We start from the raw sequence: 14,839 nt of genomic DNA, 5'->3' as shown, positions 1-14,839 counted from the left end.
GGAATTCCATATAACACACCTCTGCCCCCAGTAAACAGCAGTTGATGTGCCAATGGTCTCGCCTGACTGATGATTTCAGTCCGTACGCGCCACGTTTTGCAACGAGTATGTTGACACGTACATTTCCAGGTGGTGGAAATCGGCTACTCCCCAACGACGGACGCACCTTAACATATTTTGAGAATATAAAACAACAACGGCAATATATAATGTTGCTTGCCGTATGATAACGATTAGCATTTAGATTTATTGGTGAAAGTTACGTTAATAAATATAAGTAAATCTCCCATCAATATAGCAACGGCTATAACTCTGCTGATTATTTACGCGGAGCGATTTTCGCCCTGTCAAATGATAACTTACTGAGTTTTAAGTAAAATTGTTGAGATCTTTTCCAGGTCGTCGATATTTCGTACGCGAATAAGTAAACGTCGTTGCTCTAATTGCATCACTAACACACCATCTTCCGATAAATTCATCTCTTTTATACGTCTATATTCAATCCAGGCATTCGCAAAGAAAAAACCACGCATTTTAAAGATGATTTTGGGGGCGCGGATCCAGAATAGATAAATGCCCAGCAAAGCCAGGGCAAATAATAACCACATGGTTAATGATGAACCGCCATTGGCTGTGTTGTTATAGATAAGGATCACCAGCAGGCCGACAAAAATAGCGCCATCGGTACGGCTTCTGCGTAACAGGGGAACCGCCAGGAGCGTGGCACCATTGCGGCGTGGCATGATGAATTCATCATAGATGGCGAAAGCCAGCAGGGCGGCGATAAACAGTACCAATACGATATCCGTAATCGTCATTGTTTCTCCTTACATAAAAAAACCGGGGGCAAGCCCCCGGTTATCACATCACATATTAAAGACCCAGAAGACCGATAGCGTAACCCACAATCCCGATGACGAAGAAGCCAACGATGATCCACAGCGGGTTAACTTTCTTACGCAGCAGCCACATACAAGCGAAAGTCAGCAGCAGCGGTACCAGGCCCGGCATCAATTGATCGAGAATGGTTTGTACTGTAGTAACGTTGGTTTTACCGGTCTGATCGGTAATTTCTGATACTACCAGTGGAATGTTCACATGCGTCCACTTGTTAACCAACGCCCCCATAACAAACAGGCCGAGAATTGACGCCCCCTCGGTCAGTTTTTGCAGGAAACCACCGCCCATATCTTTAACAATATCGATACCTTTACGGTAGCCGTACGCCACGCCGTAATAACGTGTTGCCAGACGGACGATATTGAACAAGACGAAGAACAGCAGTGGCCCGAGCAGGCTACCGCTCATGGCAATCCCTGCTCCGAGCGCTGCAAATACCGGGCGCACCGTACCCCAGAAAATCGGGTCACCGACACCGGCCAGCGGCCCCATCAGACCAACTTTAATACCGTTAATCGCGCCATCATCGATCTCTGCACCATTCGCACGCTGCTCTTCCATTGCCAGCGTAACGCCCAGTACCGGCGCTGCCACGTATGGATGGGTGTTGAAGAACTCCAGATGACGTTTAATGGCCTGACGGCGCGCTTCGTTATTTTCCGGGTACAGGCGTTTAATCGCCGGCACCATTGAGAAGCAGAAGCCCAATGCCTGCATGCGTTCGAAGTTCCATGACCCCTGGAACAGGTTAGAACGCAGGAACACGCCACGAATGTCACTCTGGGTGAGTTTTTTCTCAGTCGGAGTTTTTGTCATATCAACCATGTCGTTCACCTGTTAATCCAGTTCGTTATCAAGATCGTTGGAACCCGCAGCCGGAGCAGCGCCGCCTGCTGAACGGTTATATTTCGGGCTGAGCTGAATGTAGAGGATCGCCATGACTGCACCGATAACACCCAGCGAGACGAGGTTGAAATTGGTGAATGCCGCCGTCACGAAGCCGAGATAGAAGAACGGCATCAGGTAGCCTGCGCGCATCATATTGATGACCATCGCATAACCTACCACCACGATCATACCACCGGCGATATTCAGACCGCTGGTCACGACTTCAGGAATGGCGTTCAGCATGCTCTGAACTTCACTGGTACCGACAGAGATAGCGACAATGACCGCCGGGATAGCGATACGCATAGCTTGCAGGAACAGGGAAGAGACGTGGATCCAGGAAAGTGCCGTCAGGTTGCCGGTTTCGGCTGCCTTATCCGCGGCATGCTGGAAGCCGACCGTAATGGTACGAACAATAATGGTCAGAACCTGGCCTGCTGCCGCCAGCGGAATGGCCAGCGCGATACCAGCACCGATGCTCTGATGACCGCCAATGACCAGAATGGTCGAGATAATCGACGCCAGCGCCGCATCGGGAGCGACCGCCGCACCGATGTTCATCCAGCCCAGAGCAATCATTTCCAGCGTACCGCCGATAATAATACCGGTTTTCATATCACCCAGAACGATGCCCACCAGCGTACATGCCACCAACGGACGGTGGAACTGGAATTCATCGAGTATCGACTCCATACCGGCAATACACGCGACGACGAACACCAGCACAATCTGAAGAGTGGTAATCTCCATTGTACTTCTCCTATAGCTAAATCAGACGTAAGTGTGAAAACTGAGTCAATCAGGCCGCCGCGGTTATTTCGCCACTTTGCTGATTAAATCCATCATTTTCAGTTTCGGATCGTTTGAAACTTTGCGGACTTCCAGCTCAATATTGCGTTCGTTCAATTTCCTGAAGGCGGCAATATCTTTCTCGTCCACCGAAACTGCGTTATTCACCTGGGTTTTACCCTGACGATAAGCCATACCGCCAATGTTGACGGAGGTGATTTTTACCCCTTCTTCAACGACGCGCAGCACGTCAGTCGGATTGGTGAACAACAGCATCACGCGCTCGCCCGCGTATTTAGGGTTGTTGTACACACGCACCATTTTGGCGACATCAACGACATGCGCCGTCACACCTGGAGGCGCAACCTGAGTCAGCAGGGTTTTACGGACATTATCTGCTGCCACTTCGTCGCTCACGACGATAATACGCGTAACGTTAGTCTCTTTTGTCCAGCGGGTAGCAACCTGGCCATGGATCAGACGGTCATCGATACGGGCAAGGCCGATAACCATATAATCATTAGGCCCCATAGGTTTGGCCGGTGCTGCCGCTTTCGGTGCCACAGGAGCCGGTGTGGGTTTTGCCACCGGTTGTGCTTTCAGCGCTTTCACGCCTTCGCGTCCGGTCTCCACCGCCAGCGCCACCAGTTCGTCAAAGGTTGGGTTGTCATCCCGGGCCATCAGTGTTTCCACCAGCATCGGAATATTGACGCCAGCAATAACTTCATAATGCTCTTTATCGACGACAATACGGCTGGCAGCGTTAAACGGACTGCCGCCCCATGTATCAACGAGAAACAGCACACCTTTGCCGGTATCCAGCTTCGCCAGCTGTGCGTTGTACTTTTCGATCAACGTTTCCGCATTTTCACCGGGAACAAAATCAATCCAACCGACGTTCTCCTGCTCGCCCAGCAGCATCTCGGCGGTTTTGAGCAACTGTTCCGCAGCCCAACCATGTGTGCCTATAACAATAGCAATGGTCACTTGCTACCTCCTTCTTCTTGTCGTTAACACACCATTAATTGATGTATTGTGAATCTGTCCCGGTAACGGTAAACCGAATCGATTCAGATAAGGGTTAAAGAGAACACCTATGACTTTCGGGAATTATTTTAGATAGCGAAAAAATAATTTATGTGATGAAGATCCGTAATTTAGGTTTCCTCTTCGTGAAATTTCGAAGCGCAAAATATCCACACAAATTGCAAATTCCGGTAAATCTTTGCAAATGCCAAAGTCTCTCTGATATGTTTATCCTCCGTTTAATGAGTCAGGAGTATAGGGCAGCAGCCCACCGTATGGATCGTCACCGACGTCAGTTCATTTTTTGGCCTTCTCGTGCCACGCAGCCCGGCGTTTTCCGCCATTTCCCATCGACGTTCAATGTCACATTTGTGCGTTTGTGCACACTGAATAACGCATCTCTTCTCAGGAGCCTGTCATGGAATTCTTAATGGATCCCTCGATTTGGGCGGGATTATTGACGCTGGTTGTTCTGGAAATTGTTCTCGGTATCGACAACCTGGTGTTTATTGCCATCCTTGCCGACAAACTGCCGCCGAAACAGCGTGATAAAGCGCGTCTCATTGGTCTGTCGCTCGCGTTGGTGATGCGACTGGGGCTGTTATCGCTGATCTCGTGGATGGTCACGCTGACACAACCGCTTTTTTCCGTCTGGGATTTCACCTTCTCCGGGCGCGATCTGATTATGTTATTCGGCGGTGTGTTCCTGTTATTTAAGGCGACGACGGAGCTGCACGAACGGCTGGAAAACCGCGAGCATGACAGCGGGCATGGCAAAGGCTACGCCAGTTTCTGGGTAGTGGTCGTGCAGATCGTTATTCTTGACGCCGTCTTCTCACTCGATGCGGTCATCACCGCAGTAGGCATGGTCAATCACCTGCCGGTAATGATGGCGGCTGTCGTTATTGCGATGGCAATGATGTTACTGGCGTCAAAACCGCTGACGCGTTTTGTGAACCAACATCCCACGGTGGTCGTGCTCTGTCTGAGCTTCCTGCTGATGATTGGTTTGAGCCTGGTGGCTGAAGGTTTTGGCTTCCATATTCCAAAAGGTTACCTGTACGCGGCGATTGGTTTCTCCATCATCATTGAGTTCTTTAACCAGATTGCGCGCCGCAACTTTATTCGCCATCAGTCGCATCTGCCGCTGCGCGCCCGTACGGCTGATGCCATTCTGCGTTTAATGGGCGGTCGCCGTCAGTCGAACCCGCAAATTGAAGCTGATAGCCAGGCTTCTGTACCGGTGCCGGAAGGGGCGTTTGCGGAAGAAGAGCGTTATATGATTAACGGCGTATTAACGCTGGCCTCACGCTCGCTTCGCAGCATTATGACGCCGCGCGGTGATATCAGTTGGGTGGATGCCAACCTCGGTGTTGAACAGATCCGCCAGCAACTGCTGTCCTCGCCGCACAGCTTGTTCCCGGTTTGCCGTGGTGAGCTGGATGAAGTCATTGGCATTGTGCGCGCGAAAGAGATACTGGTGGCGCTGGAAGAGGGCGTGGATGTTGCGGCGATCGCTTCGGCAACACCGGCGATTGTGGTGCCGGAGACGCTGGATCCGATTAAGCTGCTGGCCGTATTGCGCCGGGCACGCGGGAGTTTTGTTATCGTCACCAATGAGTTTGGGGTCGTGCAAGGCCTGGTTACGCCGCTGGACGTGCTGGAAGCTATCGCCGGTGAATTCCCGGACGCGGATGAAACGCCAGAAATCGTTGCCGATGGTGACGGCTGGCTGGTGAAAGGCACCACAGACTTGCATGCGCTGCAACACACGCTGGGCCTGGACAACTTCATCGATGAAGATGAAGACATTGCCACCGTGGCGGGTCTGGTGATTGCCGCGCGAGGGCAAATCCCGCCAGTGGGCGAAACCTTCGAAATGGCACCGTTGCATATCACCGTGATGGAAGCCAACGATTACCGTGTTGATCTGGTCCGTATTGTTAAAGAGCAACCTGCTCACGACGAAGAAGAGTAATCTTTACCCCGGCATTAACGGCGCGACATGGCCGTTATGCCGTTCCGGCGGCGGGGAGATATTCCCCGCCAGCCAGGCCGGAAAATCCTTCACCGGCATCGGTGCTGCAAAAAGAAAACCCTGCAACATATGTACACCCTGTTGACGTAAATACAGCGCTTGTTGCGTTGTCTCCACTCCTTCCGCGACCAGCTCAATATTCAGCCGTTGGCCGAGCGCGATAATCATATCGGTCACCGTCGAGTTCACCGCATCCGTACCAATAGCCGCGGTATAAGACTTATCAATTTTCAGGATGTCCGGGTGTAATTTCTCCAGCCACGAAAGCGAACTATTACCCGTACCGAAATCATCAATGGCAATCTTCGCGCCATGGCGATGAAGCTCGCGCAGCATGCGTGATTCGACATCCAGCAACGCATCGCGCTCCGTGAGTTCAATGGTTAACTGCTGGGCAGGATTTTTGTTAAACCAGAGCTGGACGAGATCTTTTAACAACTCACCGTGGCGCAAATGGCTTGGTGCGGCGTTGATGCCGATATGAAAGTGAGGATCATCAGGAAAGAGCGCCAGTTGACGCTGGGTTTCAGCCAGCACATAACGTGTCAGTGGGGCAATCAGATGCTGCTCTTCGGCAATCGGGATAAATATCTCCGGCGGGATCCAGCCCTGACGCGGATTGTGCCAGCGCAACAAAATTTCGACGCCCGCACACTGCATATTGTGTGCATTGAGTAATGGCTGGCAAAACAGCTCAAACTCATGCCCGGCAAGCCCGAGGTTTATCTCGCGGGAAAAACTCATCCGGCTGGCGGTGGCAAACCAGGCAATAAAACCGGTCAATAAACTCATCATCAGCGCCAGCGGTAACTGCGAAGGCAAATGCCACAGCGCCAGTCGCGTAGAACCCGGCCCGGTTACGCTAATGGTAAAAGGAAAATGGGCAGAAGTACGCTGGTAGCGCTTTTCGTTTTCCAGCGGCGGCAAGTTATCCAGCACACCTTTGCCCTCAACCAGATGTTTGCCGCCGACGCTGAGGCTGACGCTGGTAATCAATGGCGCTTGCGGCTCCAGCATTAAATTACTCAGCAGCTCAATATTTACCGCCTCCATCACGCCACTTTGTCCGTCCTCACTGGTGGGATACCACATGATCAAGATAGGGCGATCTTTTAGCAGTGACTGATCGGTGGTGAGCACCAGCTTTTGCGAACGTGAAGGCAGCGAGGGCTGAAGCTGGTGAATGGCAACATCGCGCTGGCCAAAGATACTCGAACAGTAGAGCGTTCCGTTCTGAATCAGGCCAATAGAGCGCACGGTTTGCAGGCTTGCTGCCAGCTTGCGAAGCTGCAGGTGAATATCGCTACAGGGAATGCCAACCAGCGGCACCAGCACACTGCGACCCGCCTCCAGCGGCAGCATCAATCGCTCAAGGGTTTTAACCGCGTGGTTGGTAAAGGCGTAAATACGCTGATGATTTAAATTACGCTCCGAAATAAAGCGAAACGTGAGGGTTAAAAATAGTGCGACAGCGCCAACCAGCACGCAAACAATGGCGCGCCGTCGTCGGTAACTTTTAATGATCCGTTGAGCCGTCTGCATGCCGCTGCCGCCTGTAAAATCCCTGGCCTGATTTCCATGCCAGAACACTCAAAGTGTAGTGGGGAATTACCGGAGCGACGATAAATCGGTGAAAGCTCACTTTACTGCAGTAAACATGAAAAAACGCCGTTCGGCTGAACGGCGTTGATAAGCAAGAATTAATCACACTGTACTTTGATGGCCAGCCCGCCACGCGATGTTTCACGGTATTTGGCGTTCATATCTTTACCGGTCTCATACATCGTTTCGATCACTTTATCGAGCGAAACGCGCGGCGCGCTGGTTCGGCGCATTGCCATGCGTGAGGCGTTAATCGCTTTCACTGAAGCAATAGCGTTACGCTCAATGCACGGCACCTGGACTTGCCCGGCCACCGGGTCGCAGGTCAGGCCAAGGTTGTGTTCCATGCCAATTTCCGCCGCCACGCAGACCTGCTCCGGGCTGGCGCCCAGCAGTTCTGCCAGACCCGCCGCAGCCATCGAACAGGCAACGCCCACCTCGCCCTGGCAGCCAACTTCGGCACCAGAAATGGAAGCGTTCATTTTATACAAAGCGCCGATAGCGCCAGCGGCGAGAAAATAGCGGATATAAATATCCGGGCTGACGGATTCGATAAAGTGGTCGTAATAGGCCAGCACCGCCGGAACGATACCGCAGGCACCGTTAGTTGGTGCGGTTACCACGCGGCCACCGGCGGCGTTTTCTTCGTTAACCGCCAGCGCAAACATGTTCACCCAGTCGATAACGTTCATTGGATCGCTGGAGAGCTTATCGCTGGCAACCAACATGCGGCGCAGTGCGGAAGCACGGCGCGGAACGCGCAGCGGCCCCGGTAATACGCCTTCCGTATTCATGCCGCGATCGATACAGGCGCGCATGGTGGACCAGACATTACCGAAGTACTCTTCAATCTCTTTTTTCGAGTGCAATGCCAGTTCGTTCTGCATAACCATGCCAGAAAGCGACAAGCCGGTTTCTTTGCAATACTCCAGCATCTGGGTAGCGGAATTGAACGGATAAGGGACATCGACCGAGCTGGTGGTCTCTTTACCAAAATGCTCTTCATCGACGATAAAGCCCCCGCCGATGGAATAATAGGTTTTGCTGTAAATGACGCTTTCGCCATTCAGCGCGGTGATACGCATGCCATTCTCATGCAACGACAGGTTATCGCTGTGAAAACGCATCCCGTCATCTTTCGGGAAATCGACTTCATGACGCCCCTGCGCCAGCAACAGACGACCGCGATTTTCCACATCACGGATAAAACCCGGAATTGCATCGATATCGACTGTGGCCGGCTCGTTACCCGCCAGTCCCATAATGATCGCGATATCGGTATGGTGGCCTTTCCCGGTAAGGGAGAGCGAGCCGTACACATCCACTACCACGCGGGTGACGTCATCCAGCAATCCTTTTTCGACCAGATCATCGACGAACTGCTTACCGGCCTTCATCGGGCCTACAGTGTGGGAAGATGAGGGACCAATCCCCACCTTAAACATGTCGAATAGACTAATCACATTAACGCTCCTGACAGGGTTACCGGCGGTTCCAGTAACGATGTAATAACTGCGCATAGTGTAAGAGGGAAGGGCATCATCAGCTTAACTATTCACATGAATTAAACTAATGGCTAACCCTGATTTTACTAATAGCGCGTACGCTGTCACAAAAGTGCTATATGTAAAGTATAGTCAAGGTCTGCGCCCAATCTGCAGCGCCAGCGAGCGAATAATTCCTGCCGTCATGCCCCAGACAAAATAATGCTGATACCAGGATAACCACACCCGATGCGCATTGCCGTGGCGGTGGATATCCAGCGGATGATAGCGGCCAAGACGCAGCGCTTCGGCGAGCGGCATTTCAAACACCGCCGCCACTTCATCTTCACTGGCGTGATAGGGCAAATCCGGCGGGATAATGCCGACCACCGGCGTAACCTGAAAACCGGTCACGCTATCAACCGGCGGCAAAACGCCAATCACCTCGACGGCCTCAGGCGGAATGGCGACCTCTTCCTGCGCTTCGCGCAGTGCCGCAGCGATTAGCGACGCATCCGTGCTGTCAACCGCGCCCCCGGGGAACGCTACCTGACCGGCATGCTTGCGAAGCAGAGGCGAGCGTTGCGTCAGTAATAAGCCGGGCTGCTCACGGCGCACTACCGGCACCAGTACCGCCGCCTGACGTGTATTTGCCACCGCCGGGTTGAGTTGCGGGCGTAAAAGCTGAAAGCGCGATAAAAAATCATCCAGAGTTAAAGCCGGTTGCTCCACGAATCATCTCTCCAGTTGCCGCAGGATACGGTTAACTTTATCAAAAGTTTCCTGATACTCCGCCTCTTCCTGGCTGTCGGCCACAATACCGCCGCCTGCGGAACAGTAAATTTTCCCCGCACAGGCGCTGAGCGTGCGAATGGTGATGCTGGTATCCATGTTCCCGCAGAAACTGAGATAACCAATCGAACCGCACCAGGCGTTACGCCGCTGCGGTTCAAGCTCATCGATAATTTCCATCGCCCGCACTTTCGGTGCGCCGGTGATCGAGCCGCCCGGAAACGCCGCGCGCAGCAGATCGCTGGCATGGCGTCCGGCGGGCAATTTCGCCGTTACAGTGCTGACCAGATGGTGCACGGCAGGAAAAGGTTCGACCACGAACAGTTCCGGCACGCGCACCGACCCCGGTGTCGCCACGCGACCGATATCGTTGCGCATCAAATCAACAATCATCAGGTTTTCGGCCTGATCTTTCGGTGAGGCGGCGAGTTTCTGTGCCTGCTGCGCATCGGCCTGCGGGTCGGCAAGCCTTGGCAACGTGCCTTTAATCGGCCGTGTTTCGATATTGTCGCGTTCAAGGCGAATAAAACGCTCCGGCGACAGGCTCAGGATCACGCCGTGTTCAAGGCGTAGAAAAGCGCTGAACGGCGCGCGGTTTTCGCGATTGAGTTGGCTAAACGCCAGCCACTCATCCCCGCAATAGTCGGCAGCAAAACGTTGCGCCAGATTGACCTGGTAGCAGTCGCCGCTGTGTAACCATGCCTGAACCTGGCGGAATTTTTCGCCATATTCGCCACGCGTCATATTGGCCTGCCAGGCGGAAGTCAGCCGAAACGGTTGGCGCTGCGGTTCACTTTGCGCCTGTAACCATGCCAGCCTGGCGTTAACATCGCTATGGCTGAGCAATGTCACACGCTGCAACTGATGATCGACAATCAGCGCCCAGTCATAAATTCCGACCGCCATATCCGCGATGCGAATGTCCTGTTCGGCAATCGCGGGCAGCTTTTCGAAACGACGGCCTAAATCATAGCCAAACAGCCCCAGTGCACCGCCCTGAAACGGCTGATCGGCATGAGGTTCGCATCGAAACGGGTAAGCATCCAGACGTTGTTGCAGCAGGTGTAGCGGATCTTCCTGCGATATCTCGCTACCATTAAGGGTAGTGGCCTCGCCATGTGTCGTTAGTGTCTCCAGCGGATCGGCAACCACAATATCAAAACGATTATGCGGATGTTCAGCATGGCCAGAATGCAACAGCATGGCCCAGGGCTGGTGGCTGAGTGGCGCAAAGTAGTGTTCGGCGGCGTCCTGGCGCCACGGCAGCGAAATAACGGCGGGGGATAACGTCTTCATTGATCCTGACTCATGTGCGTCTGCGCTGGTGAAGCGGGCCGACGCATGGAATAATTAGCGCCAACAATTTAGCAGGAGTTGACAATGTTTGCAGGTTTACCTTCCCTCAGCCACGAGCAGCAGCAAAAAGCGGTAGAGCGTATCCAGGAATTAATGTCCGGTGGCATGAGCAGCGGGCAGGCGATTGCGCAGGTTGCTGAAGAGTTACGCGCCAGCCATACCGGCGAACGGATCGTGGCGCGCTTTGAAGATGACGATGACGAGTAATTACACCGCGGCGATGATTTTGATTTCCACTTTATAACGCGGGTTCATCAGTTTTGCCTGCACGGTGCAACGCACCGGTGCATGGCCCGCAACAACCCAGGCATCCCACGCTCTATTCATGGCGGCGAAGTCGTCGCCATCGGCCAGAAAAATGGTGGCATCAAGAATGCGCGTTTTATCGCTGCCTTGCTTGAGCAGAACCGCATCAATTTGCGCCAGCGTGTTGGCCGTCTGTTCAAACGCATCGGCATCGAGGTTTTCCGGCACGCCAGTGTAGTAAAGCGTCTGATTGTGGATAACCACATCAGACCAGCGGTCTGCCGCATCAATACGCACAATTGTCATTGTCTTTTCCTTCTTATTGGCCATGAATTCGTGGGCAAGAGTGCCATAAAAACCTGGCTGGCGTAAATCCGCTCACCCTGACATAATCACTGGCGATTTAACCAGGGGGTAGTGTGACGGACGATTTTGCAACAGACGGCCAGTTAGCCAAAGCCATTGCGGGATTCAAACCGCGTGAACCGCAGCGCCAGATGGCGCAAGCCGTCACACAGGCGATTGAGAATACGCAGCCGCTGGTGGTGGAAGCGGGCACCGGTACCGGTAAAACCTACGCCTACCTCGCGCCTGCGCTGCGCGCCGGGAAAAAAGTGATCATCTCCACCGGTTCGAAAGCCTTGCAGGATCAGCTTTACAGCCGCGATTTACCTACCGTCGCCAAGGCGCTTGAGTTCACCGGGCGCACGGCGCTGCTGAAAGGGCGCTCCAACTACCTCTGTATTGAACGTCTGGAGCAGCAAGCGCTGGCCGGTGGCGATCTGCCGGTACAAACGTTAAGCGATGTGATTTTGCTGCGCTCCTGGTCGAATCAAACCACCGATGGTGACATCAGTACCTGCGTCAGTGTGGCGGAGGATTCGCAGGCGTGGCCGCTGGTGACCAGTACCAACGATAACTGTCTGGGTAGCGATTGCCCGATGTATAAAGACTGTTTCGTGGTCAAAGCGCGCAAAAAAGCGATGGATGCCGACGTGGTGGTGGTCAACCATCACCTGTTTCTTGCCGATATGGTGGTGAAAGAGAGCGGCTTCGGGGAGCTGATCCCGGAAGCCGAAGTGATGATCTTTGACGAAGCGCATCAGCTTCCTGATATTGCCAGCCAGTATTTTGGTCAGTCACTCTCCAGCCGCCAGCTTCTTGATCTCGCTAAAGATTTCACCATTGCCTACCGCACCGAACTGAAAGATACCGCGCAGTTACAGAAGTGCGCCGATCGTCTGGCGCAGAGCACGCAGGATTTTCGCTTGCAGTTAGGTGAGCCGGGTTATCGCGGTAACCTGCGCGAGCTACTGGCAGATGCGCATATTCAACGTGCGCTGTTGCTGCTCGATGATGCGCTGGAACTCTGTTACGACGTGGCGAAGCTGTCGCTGGGCCGCTCCGCACTGCTGGATGCCGCGTTCGAACGCGCGACGACATATCGTGCCAGGCTGAAACGGCTCAAAGAGATCAACCAGCCAGGTTACAGCTACTGGTATGAATGTACTTCACGTAACTTCACGCTGGCGTTAACGCCGCTGACCGTAGCGGATAAGTTTACCGAGGTAATGGCGCAGAAAAAGGGCAGCTGGATTTTCACCTCTGCAACGCTTTCCGTGAATGACGATCTGCACCACTTTACCGCGCGGCTTGGCATTGAAGGGGCGCAATCGCTGTTGCTGCCCAGCCCCTTTGATTATGAGCGCCAGGCATTGCTGTGCGTACCGCGCAATCTTCCGCAGACCAATCAGCCAGGCGCTGCACGCCAGCTGGCAGCGATGCTCAGACCGATGATCGAAGCCAACAATGGCCGCTGCTTTATGCTGTGCACCTCGCACGCCATGATGCGTGACCTCGCCGAGCAATTTCGCGCCACCATGAGCCTGCCGGTCTTGCTGCAGGGAGAAACCAGCAAAGGGCAACTGTTGCAGCAATTTGTGAATGCCGGTAACGCGTTACTGGTGGCAACCAGCAGTTTCTGGGAAGGGGTGGACGTGCGTGGTGACACGTTATCGCTGGTCATTATTGATAAGCTGCCGTTTACGTCTCCGGAAGATCCGTTGTTAAAAGCGCGGATGGAAGATTGCCGTCTTCGTGGAGGCGATCCGTTTGATGAAGTTCAACTGCCGGACGCGGTTATTACCCTGAAACAAGGCGTCGGGCGCCTGATACGTGATATTGACGATCGCGGCGTGCTGGTCATTTGCGATAACCGTCTGGTGATGCGCCCCTATGGCGCGGTGTTTCTCGCCAGTTTGCCGCCTGCGCCGCGAACCCGTGATATTCGCCGCGCGGTTGAATTCCTCGCCTCTCCCCCGGCGCAGTAATTTTCTGTGGACTGTGTTAAGATGCGCGCCATTTTGTTTTTCATGGACCGCTATACCCATGCGCATTCTGGCTATTGATACTGCCACAGAGGCTTGTTCTGTCGCCTTATGGAACGATGGAACCACCTTCGCTCACTTCGAACTTTGCCCACGCGAACACACGCAACGCATCCTGCCACTGGTCAGGGATGTGCTTGGCGACGCTGAACTTAACCTGACGCAACTGGACGCACTGGCGTTTGGTCGTGGTCCGGGAAGTTTTACCGGCGTGCGCATCGGCATTGGCATTGCGCAGGGGCTGGCGCTCGGCGCTGACCTGCCGATGATTGGCGTTTCAACGCTGGCGACGATGGCGCAGGGCGCGTGGCGCAAAACGGGCTCGTCCCGCGTGCTGGCGGCGATTGACGCACGCATGGGCGAAGTCTATTGGGCAGAATATCAGCGCGATGAAAATGGCGTCTGGCACGGCGAAGAGACGGAAGCGGTATTAAAACCGCAAGCCGTCACTGAACGTTTGCAGCAGCTGGATGGCGAGTGGGCGATGGTCGGCACTGGCTGGCCCGCATGGCCTGAGATGGGCAACAACAGTACGGCAACCCTGCGTGATGGTGAGATCTTATTGCCCGCCGCGGAAGATATGCTGCCCATCTCTCGTCAACTGTTGGCTGCGCAGAAAACCGTCGCCGTCGAGCATGCCGAGCCGGTTTATTTGCGTAACGAAGTGGCATGGAAGAAACTTCCTGGCCGGGAATGAATCTCAGTAGTATCCACTGGGGTAAGGAGTCGCATCATGGCGGGTCAAAAAAAGGTTGTGCGCAGGTTGCTGGCAGGGCTGGCAATTGCGGTATTAAGCGGTTGTGTTTCTGTGCCTGACGCGATTAAAGGAACCAGTCCCACGCCGCAGGATGATTTAGTGCGCGTGATGAGTGCGCCGTCGCTGTATGTCGGCCAGGAAGCCCGTTTCGGTGGCAAAGTGGTGGATATTCAGAATCAGCAGGGCAAAACCCGGCTTGAGATCGCTGCCGTACCGCTCGACAGCGGCGCGCGTCCGGTTCTGGGCGAGCCATCCGTTGGGCGAATTTTTGCTGATGTGAACGGTTTTCTCGATCCGGTCGATTTCCGCAATCAGCTGGTCACCGTGGTTGGCCCGATAACCGGCACGGCAGACGGCAAAATTGGCAACGCGCCGTATAAATTTATGGTGATGCAGGCAAATGGTTACAAACGCTGGCGGTTAACCCAGCAGGTGATGTTACCGCCGCAGCCAATCGACCCGTGGTACTGGGGGCCGGGGCCGCATCCGCGTGCGTGGCACGGCGGGTACGGTGGATGGGGCTGGTTCCCCCCTGAACCTGCACGAGTTGAGACGGTCGTAACAGAGTAATTTC

General features: G+C 54.0%; 14 protein-coding genes. 5 read left to right on the top strand and 9 right to left on the bottom strand.

All coding sequences use genetic code 11. From position 1 onward, the window contains the following. Nucleotides 1-359: 359 nt before the first annotated feature. From DFO56_RS11300 to manX, 4 genes are all read right to left on the bottom strand, one after another. Nucleotides 360-818: a DUF986 family protein gene (locus DFO56_RS11300; RefSeq protein ID WP_045511392.1), complete on the bottom strand. Its 459-nt coding sequence runs from the start codon at nt 816-818 to the stop codon at nt 360-362. Nucleotides 819-873: 55 nt separating this feature from the next. After that, a complete protein-coding gene (locus tag DFO56_RS11295; protein ID WP_020454084.1) occupies nt 874-1,725 on the bottom strand; it encodes a PTS mannose transporter subunit IID in 852 nt (283 codons plus the stop codon). A gap of 12 nt (nt 1,726-1,737) precedes the next feature. Beyond that, on the bottom strand, nt 1,738-2,538 hold the full coding sequence (locus tag DFO56_RS11290) for a PTS mannose/fructose/sorbose transporter subunit IIC (protein WP_017456976.1): 801 nt from the start codon (nt 2,536-2,538) through the stop codon (nt 1,738-1,740). A 63-nt stretch (nt 2,539-2,601) separates the two neighbouring features. Beyond that, nucleotides 2,602-3,564, bottom strand: a complete 963-nt coding sequence (manX, locus tag DFO56_RS11285) for a PTS mannose transporter subunit IIAB (RefSeq protein WP_020454083.1) — start codon at nt 3,562-3,564, stop codon at nt 2,602-2,604. A 457-nt stretch (nt 3,565-4,021) separates the two neighbouring features. Between manX and yoaE the strand changes: the two genes are divergently transcribed. Continuing rightward, a complete protein-coding gene (gene yoaE, locus DFO56_RS11280; protein WP_045509879.1) occupies nt 4,022-5,581 on the top strand; it encodes a CNNM family cation transport protein YoaE in 1,560 nt (519 codons plus the stop codon). A gap of 3 nt (nt 5,582-5,584) precedes the next feature. Here the strand turns inward: yoaE and DFO56_RS11275 are convergent, their stop codons facing one another. From DFO56_RS11275 to pabB, 4 genes are all read right to left on the bottom strand, one after another. Further along, entirely contained in the window at nt 5,585-7,183 is a 1,599-nt protein-coding gene (locus DFO56_RS11275; protein WP_045509876.1) for an EAL domain-containing protein, read from the bottom strand. A gap of 158 nt (nt 7,184-7,341) precedes the next feature. Next, complete coding sequence (sdaA, locus tag DFO56_RS11270; RefSeq protein ID WP_044489386.1) at nt 7,342-8,706, bottom strand: L-serine ammonia-lyase; 1,365 nt, start codon at nt 8,704-8,706, stop codon at nt 7,342-7,344. A 174-nt stretch (nt 8,707-8,880) separates the two neighbouring features. Next, nucleotides 8,881-9,459 (bottom strand): CoA pyrophosphatase, encoded by a 579-nt coding sequence (locus DFO56_RS11265; protein ID WP_020454079.1) that lies wholly within the window; start codon nt 9,457-9,459, stop codon nt 8,881-8,883. 3 nt (nt 9,460-9,462) lie between these two features. Next, nucleotides 9,463-10,815, bottom strand: coding sequence for an aminodeoxychorismate synthase component 1 (pabB, locus tag DFO56_RS11260; RefSeq protein WP_045509873.1), 1,353 nt, complete (start codon nt 10,813-10,815; stop codon nt 9,463-9,465). An 84-nt stretch (nt 10,816-10,899) separates the two neighbouring features. Here pabB and DFO56_RS11255 point away from each other — a divergent pair, with 84 nt between their 5' ends. Continuing rightward, nucleotides 10,900-11,082: a YoaH family protein gene (locus DFO56_RS11255; RefSeq protein ID WP_017456983.1), complete on the top strand. Its 183-nt coding sequence runs from the start codon at nt 10,900-10,902 to the stop codon at nt 11,080-11,082. Here the strand turns inward: DFO56_RS11255 and DFO56_RS11250 are convergent, their stop codons facing one another. Then, a complete protein-coding gene (locus tag DFO56_RS11250; protein ID WP_020454077.1) occupies nt 11,083-11,427 on the bottom strand; it encodes a RidA family protein in 345 nt (114 codons plus the stop codon). 113 nt (nt 11,428-11,540) lie between these two features. Between DFO56_RS11250 and DFO56_RS11245 the strand changes: the two genes are divergently transcribed. The 3 genes from DFO56_RS11245 to DFO56_RS11235 are packed head-to-tail and all read left to right on the top strand — an operon-like array spanning nt 11,541 to nt 14,835. After that, on the top strand, nt 11,541-13,451 hold the full coding sequence (locus DFO56_RS11245) for an ATP-dependent DNA helicase (RefSeq protein WP_045509869.1): 1,911 nt from the start codon (nt 11,541-11,543) through the stop codon (nt 13,449-13,451). A 58-nt stretch (nt 13,452-13,509) separates the two neighbouring features. After that, nucleotides 13,510-14,205, top strand: a complete 696-nt coding sequence (gene tsaB / locus DFO56_RS11240; protein ID WP_045509866.1) for a tRNA (adenosine(37)-N6)-threonylcarbamoyltransferase complex dimerization subunit type 1 TsaB — start codon at nt 13,510-13,512, stop codon at nt 14,203-14,205. Nucleotides 14,206-14,241: 36 nt separating this feature from the next. After that, the gene (locus DFO56_RS11235) at nt 14,242-14,835 is read left to right on the top strand and encodes a Slp family lipoprotein (protein ID WP_045509863.1); all 594 of its coding nucleotides are present in this window, start codon (nt 14,242-14,244) and stop codon (nt 14,833-14,835) included. Nucleotides 14,836-14,839: the final 4 nt, after the last annotated feature.

It is taken from the genome of Kosakonia sp. AG348, from assembly GCF_003337365.1.
Classification (GTDB): Bacteria; Pseudomonadota; Gammaproteobacteria; order Enterobacterales; family Enterobacteriaceae; genus Kosakonia.
The sequence above is the reverse complement of the archived record's forward strand: the minus strand, read 5'-3'. Positions and strand labels throughout refer to the sequence as shown.